Annotated in this window: 7 protein-coding genes; 2 read left to right on the top strand and 5 right to left on the bottom strand. The window is 57.7% G+C overall.

What is annotated here, in order from left to right:
• From BFP70_RS19790 to BFP70_RS19775, 4 genes are all read right to left on the bottom strand, one after another.
• Positions 1 to 524, bottom strand: a 524-nt coding sequence (locus BFP70_RS19790) for a hypothetical protein (protein ID WP_141693293.1), incomplete at its 3' end; no start/stop codon positions are given.
• Positions 525 to 663: 139 nt separating this feature from the next.
• A complete protein-coding gene (locus BFP70_RS19785; RefSeq protein WP_066013816.1) occupies positions 664 to 870 on the bottom strand; it encodes a hypothetical protein in 207 nt (68 codons plus the stop codon).
• Between the two features lie 6 nt (positions 871 to 876).
• Positions 877 to 1,278: a DUF2442 domain-containing protein gene (locus BFP70_RS19780; protein WP_066013814.1), complete on the bottom strand. Its 402-nt coding sequence runs from the start codon at positions 1,276 to 1,278 to the stop codon at positions 877 to 879.
• A complete protein-coding gene (locus BFP70_RS19775; RefSeq protein ID WP_066013812.1) occupies positions 1,271 to 1,510 on the bottom strand; it encodes a DUF4160 domain-containing protein in 240 nt (79 codons plus the stop codon). Before BFP70_RS19775 ends, BFP70_RS19780 begins: the two co-directional genes overlap by 8 nt.
• A gap of 134 nt (positions 1,511 to 1,644) precedes the next feature.
• Here BFP70_RS19775 and BFP70_RS19770 point away from each other — a divergent pair, with 134 nt between their 5' ends.
• On the top strand, positions 1,645 to 2,082 hold the full coding sequence (locus tag BFP70_RS19770; protein ID WP_066013810.1) for a hypothetical protein: 438 nt from the start codon (positions 1,645 to 1,647) through the stop codon (positions 2,080 to 2,082).
• Between the two features lie 114 nt (positions 2,083 to 2,196).
• Positions 2,197 to 3,075 carry a hypothetical protein gene (locus BFP70_RS19765; RefSeq protein ID WP_066013808.1) on the top strand — a complete coding sequence of 293 codons (879 nt, stop codon included), beginning with the start codon at positions 2,197 to 2,199 and terminating at the stop codon, positions 3,073 to 3,075.
• A gap of 83 nt (positions 3,076 to 3,158) precedes the next feature.
• Here BFP70_RS19765 and BFP70_RS19760 read toward each other — a convergent pair whose 3' ends face one another.
• The gene (locus BFP70_RS19760; RefSeq protein WP_066013806.1) at positions 3,159 to 4,166 is read right to left on the bottom strand and encodes a replication initiator protein A; all 1,008 of its coding nucleotides are present in this window, start codon (positions 4,164 to 4,166) and stop codon (positions 3,159 to 3,161) included.
• Positions 4,167 to 4,485 lie beyond the last annotated feature (319 nt).

Below are 4,485 nucleotides of genomic sequence, written 5' to 3'. Positions count from 1 at the left end.
GAGTATTCGTTGCGCTCGCCTGTGGCCTGTTTCAGCTCCTGCAGCGCCTTGTTGGTCGAGATCACTGGCTTGCCCCGGCTTTCTCGGACCGGGGAGACCATCACGTCGACCACGGCGCCGCCCTTCTCATCGAGATCGAGGCGGGTGGCGATCACCGATCCCTTGCCGCCCCAGCTCTCGGCCCATGCCTTCGCCTGGTGGAAGAGCTGGCGGTTGTGCGGGTTCTCCGGGTCATGAAGGTTTCCGGCCTTCTGCACCCATTCCGGGGACACGACGCAGATGGCTTGCAGGCAGAGGGGGGAGCCTTTCCGCTCGCCGGCCCCGAGCTCGGCTTTATGCGCCTTGAAGGCGGCGAGGTAGTCGCGGTCGTCCTCGGCCTTCGACCAGGCGAGGCCAAAGCCGGGTTCCGCATCTTCCCGGACACGGGCCTTACCCGTCTCGTCGTGACGCTGCGCATGAAGGGACGCCCCGCGAAGCTGGGCGATGGTAGTCATCTTGTTGACGCGGATAGCTGCCTTGAACATGGGGGCAGCGTAGGGAGGTGGGGGAGAGTTGTCATTTCAAATGACAACCCACTAGGCAATTCTCTGCGAGCCGCTCCGCTAATTGCCATGGGCCAGAGGCGCTGCGCCCTCCTGGACCTCCCGCTGCCGCCGTCTTGGATTAGGCGTTTTCGACCCAGCACCCTTCGAGATCATCCTCATCAAAGACCATCTCGGCGACGGCATAGGGCGGGCCGTTGAGCCATGACTGATCATCGCGATCCGAGACCTTGATCGCGATGATCGTGCGCGTGCCGATGTCGGTGCAGCGCCAGACCCCGGTCGCAGTCTGGAACTCCTTGCCGATGGCAAAGTCGCCGTGCTCCATCTCGGCTCAGGCCTGCTTGCGCGGCCTGCCGCCTTTGCGGCCATTCTCGCGAGCTGCCGCCGCTTTCGCTGCGGAGGTCGCCTGACCGGCGCGGCGGGCCATGTAGGCTTTCGTGCCGAACAGCCCCGCCATCAGGCCGGGAACGGACAGGTCGACGTCCAGCGCCTCCCAGTGCAGGCCGTAGCCCGCGCCCAGGATTTCGACAGCCTCCAGCTCGTCTTCGCTGGCCGTTTCCAGACCTTGGGCAAGGTTGGGCGGGAACGCGAAGGTGCAACCGTTGGTCAGGTCCACGATGATCCGGCTGTTGCGCCGGTCGTAGCGGACGGCATCCGCGCGGGGTTCGGTCTGTTGCGCCACGCGGCCACGTTCGAGAGCAGCATCAATCTCGGCGTCTGTCAGTTCAGCCATGAATTTCCCTCCACTTGGCAAGAAACAGGTCCTGCTGATCGCGAACAACCTGGACCGCCCGGCGAACCTCGTTGCCCTTCATGCCCTGTGCCCAAACCAGAACTGGCGAGCCGTCGGAGCCGATCAGATTGATCTTGGCCTGGCCATCGCCAAACACATGCACATGGGCGGGCTCGTGATCGTCGGTGAAGATGATGATGCGCAGCCCGTGCGCGCGGTAGATCGTGACCATATCCTAAAATAACCTATCACGTTGGGTTTTTCAAGGAGTGTGCAATCCGCCTATTGGCGGGTGTTTCCTGTGTGTGTACCGTGAACGGTGTGAAAACCAATGGGAAACCCTCGCGAAATACAGGCGGAAACACCATGAAACTGACGCTTGGACAGGCAGCAAAGACCGCGAAGAGATCAAAGGGAACGCTGTCAAAGGCTCTTAATTCTGGTGCTATGTCTGCGGAGAAGGACGATAGCGGACGTTGGCAGATCGACCCCTCAGAGCTTTCTAGGTGGATGTTTGCGAACCCGGTTTCCGGAAGGCCTGAGAGCCAACAGGAAACCCTATTGGAAACGTATGAAAACAGCGCTTTGAGCGTCGAAGTTAAGATGCTTAGGGAGCAGGTGGCAGCATTGGTCGCAGAACGTGATCGGGAGCGCGGCCAGCTCGTCGATCAGATCGAGGATTTGCGTGTCCGCCTGGATGGAGCTGAGACCGAACGGGTGCGTCTGAACGCGCTGCTGACCGATCAGCGCGAAAAAGCCGAGGTTCCTGTAAAGCGCAGCTTCTGGTCGCGTTTGGTGGGTTAGTTCGACACGTTCGTTTCCGGTACTGTGCCAGAATCCGCCATGACCTGCTGAACGTGTCGGTATCTTAACCTCTTGGTGGGAGGCTATTAAAGATATTCGGAGGTCGCGTAGGTCATGCTTGTCAACCAATCAATCGGTCAGCACACGTTGGCCCTTTTTACGCAGGGGAATGCAAGCACATCCCCCAAGCCAAATGTCTTTGATGGCGCGTCAAAAGTCTCCGCGGCCGATTCGCCCCGCGCCGCGGAGACTTCTGAACCAGCAACCACATCTCGTTTTCTGGTCTCGGAGGAACGTCTCCGGAACCCGCAAACAGCCGAGGATCGCGCCATTGCAGAGCAGGTCAGTAAATACACAGATGCAGCCCAAAGGGCCAAGCTCCGTGAGGCGTCCCAGGCACGCCAGGCTGCGAGCGACAAGTTCCAAGCCGAGTTCGGCTATCGGAACCGCATGACGACGGGCCTCTCGATTGCGCATGGAATGGCCAGCCGCCAACAACCGGGTGAAGCAGGATACAAGACCCGCGAGGAAGCACTAGGCGAGCTTGGCAATCGTATCAGCGATATTCGGTCAGCCGCCCAATGGGTAAATCGCGCACGAAGCACTACTGCGGTTCCACATCTAAGTTCCATGCCGCAATACACCCGCTATACTTGGTCCGGGGCAAAAGACGCTGATGTCGCCCAGGCCGCATTGGCAAAATTAACGCCTGAAGAACGACAGATGGCGGCTGACAAACAGGCGCATGATTTGAAAGTGTCGGGCATGAAATTCGACATAGCCGCAGCTGAGCTTGCTCGCGACTTCGGTGTCAGCGTCAATGTGTCGTCAAGTCGTGATAGTGATGGCCGCGTGACCCTGAACGATTTTGAGATCACCAGTTCAAAATACGGCAAACTCGGTGAGGTTCGCGACGGCCTGCTATTTGTCACTACGGAAAGCGGGGATCTGGTGGAATCCGAGGAATACTGGCGCGCAGCTCGACAAAATTAGAGCTGCTATCTGGTCAATTTGAGTGGCAATCCGGGTGTGGAAATGAGTCAATTCGTGACGCACTGTTTTGCGTCATCCCTTTTTTACCTAAGGGATGTTTGTTTCTTACAGTAAGCTACAAACGCAGCACCAGCGTTCTTTGGCGGGTTGCCTTTGGTTGCTTCTGACTGCGCGAAAGCCAGCCAGTCTGCACGTTGAGCGTAGTAGTCCCGGCCTTTTTCTTTGGCGATGCTCCTTGCCTTGTCTTCGGCCCATTCCGGCACCTTGATCTCTGGTAGGAGTTCGCTTTGCGGTGAGCGAGGGCGGAAGATCACCCGGTCTTCGGCGGTCAGCTCCATGCGATAGAACGGCGTGTGGTCGTCCTTGATGATCTGGCGGATGTTCAGCCGGAACTTTTTCAGGGGAGCATTGCTGCCGGTTTTTTCCTGAAGCTTGGCAAGACCGATTTGCCATTTCGGCTGGCCTCCGCAATGCTTGCGTCCGATCTCATACAGGCGGCGCTCCAGCGGACGGCGTAGTCGGAAGTAATCGTTGGAGATCGTAACGACCTCGTTGGCCTCGATCGCGCGCATCAGCCAGTCAGAGAGAACAATTTCGCAGTAGTCGAGGCGGAAACGTTCGTCGGCTGTGCGCACGAAGCCACCTTCGTCGATCATGCCGAAAATACGGGTTTCGATCTTGTTCCCCGTAGTGATGTTGGTGGTGAAGGTGGTGCCGCGCAGACGCTGAAAGGCATGTTCGAGGCGGTTGTAACCTAGATTGTTCGTCGGTCGGTTGGTCGCGATCAGCAGCTCGCGGGCTGAGAAGCGGACGCGTTTCCCGATCTTCTCTCCTCGGTTCTTCATGTCCATCAGCTGGCTGATGCAGAAGATCAGGATGTCCTTGTCGAAGATCGTGGGCAGCCCCTTTCCCGAGGGTATGATCTCAAGCTTGCTGGTCCCGCTTTTGTACACCAGATGGCGCATGTCTGGCTTGGTGGCGAGGGAGAACAGGGGATGCTCCATCGAAGCCATGTCATCCTTCGCCACGACATCAGAGATATCGAGAATGAAGAAGTCTTTTTGAGGATGTCTGTCAGGTAATAACGCCATGGTTATTTCATAGCAGATGTTCGCACTATCGGGAACCATTTATTCGCACTATCCGGAACCCCTAGGCGTTCGCACCTTTCGGAACCAAAATTCGCACCTTTCGGAACTCAGGTTCGCACCTTTCGGAACCCTGTGGATAGTTTATTGTTTTGACAGCAGTGAGTTACGGGTGATTTTTGGCCCCGTAACATACTCCGTAGGTAACACTATTAACACTAGGGGTCAGAGACCGTGGCTTCGGCCTCGATCAACCCGCTCAGGTAAATCATGCTCACGCTCTGCTTGAGGCTCTTCCCTGACCTGCGGTGCTTCAAGGCCA

The sequence above is a fragment of the Thioclava sp. SK-1 genome (genome assembly GCF_001705665.1).
Taxonomy (GTDB): domain Bacteria; phylum Pseudomonadota; class Alphaproteobacteria; order Rhodobacterales; family Rhodobacteraceae; genus Thioclava.
The sequence above is the reverse complement of the archived record's forward strand: the minus strand, read 5'-3'. Positions and strand labels throughout refer to the sequence as shown.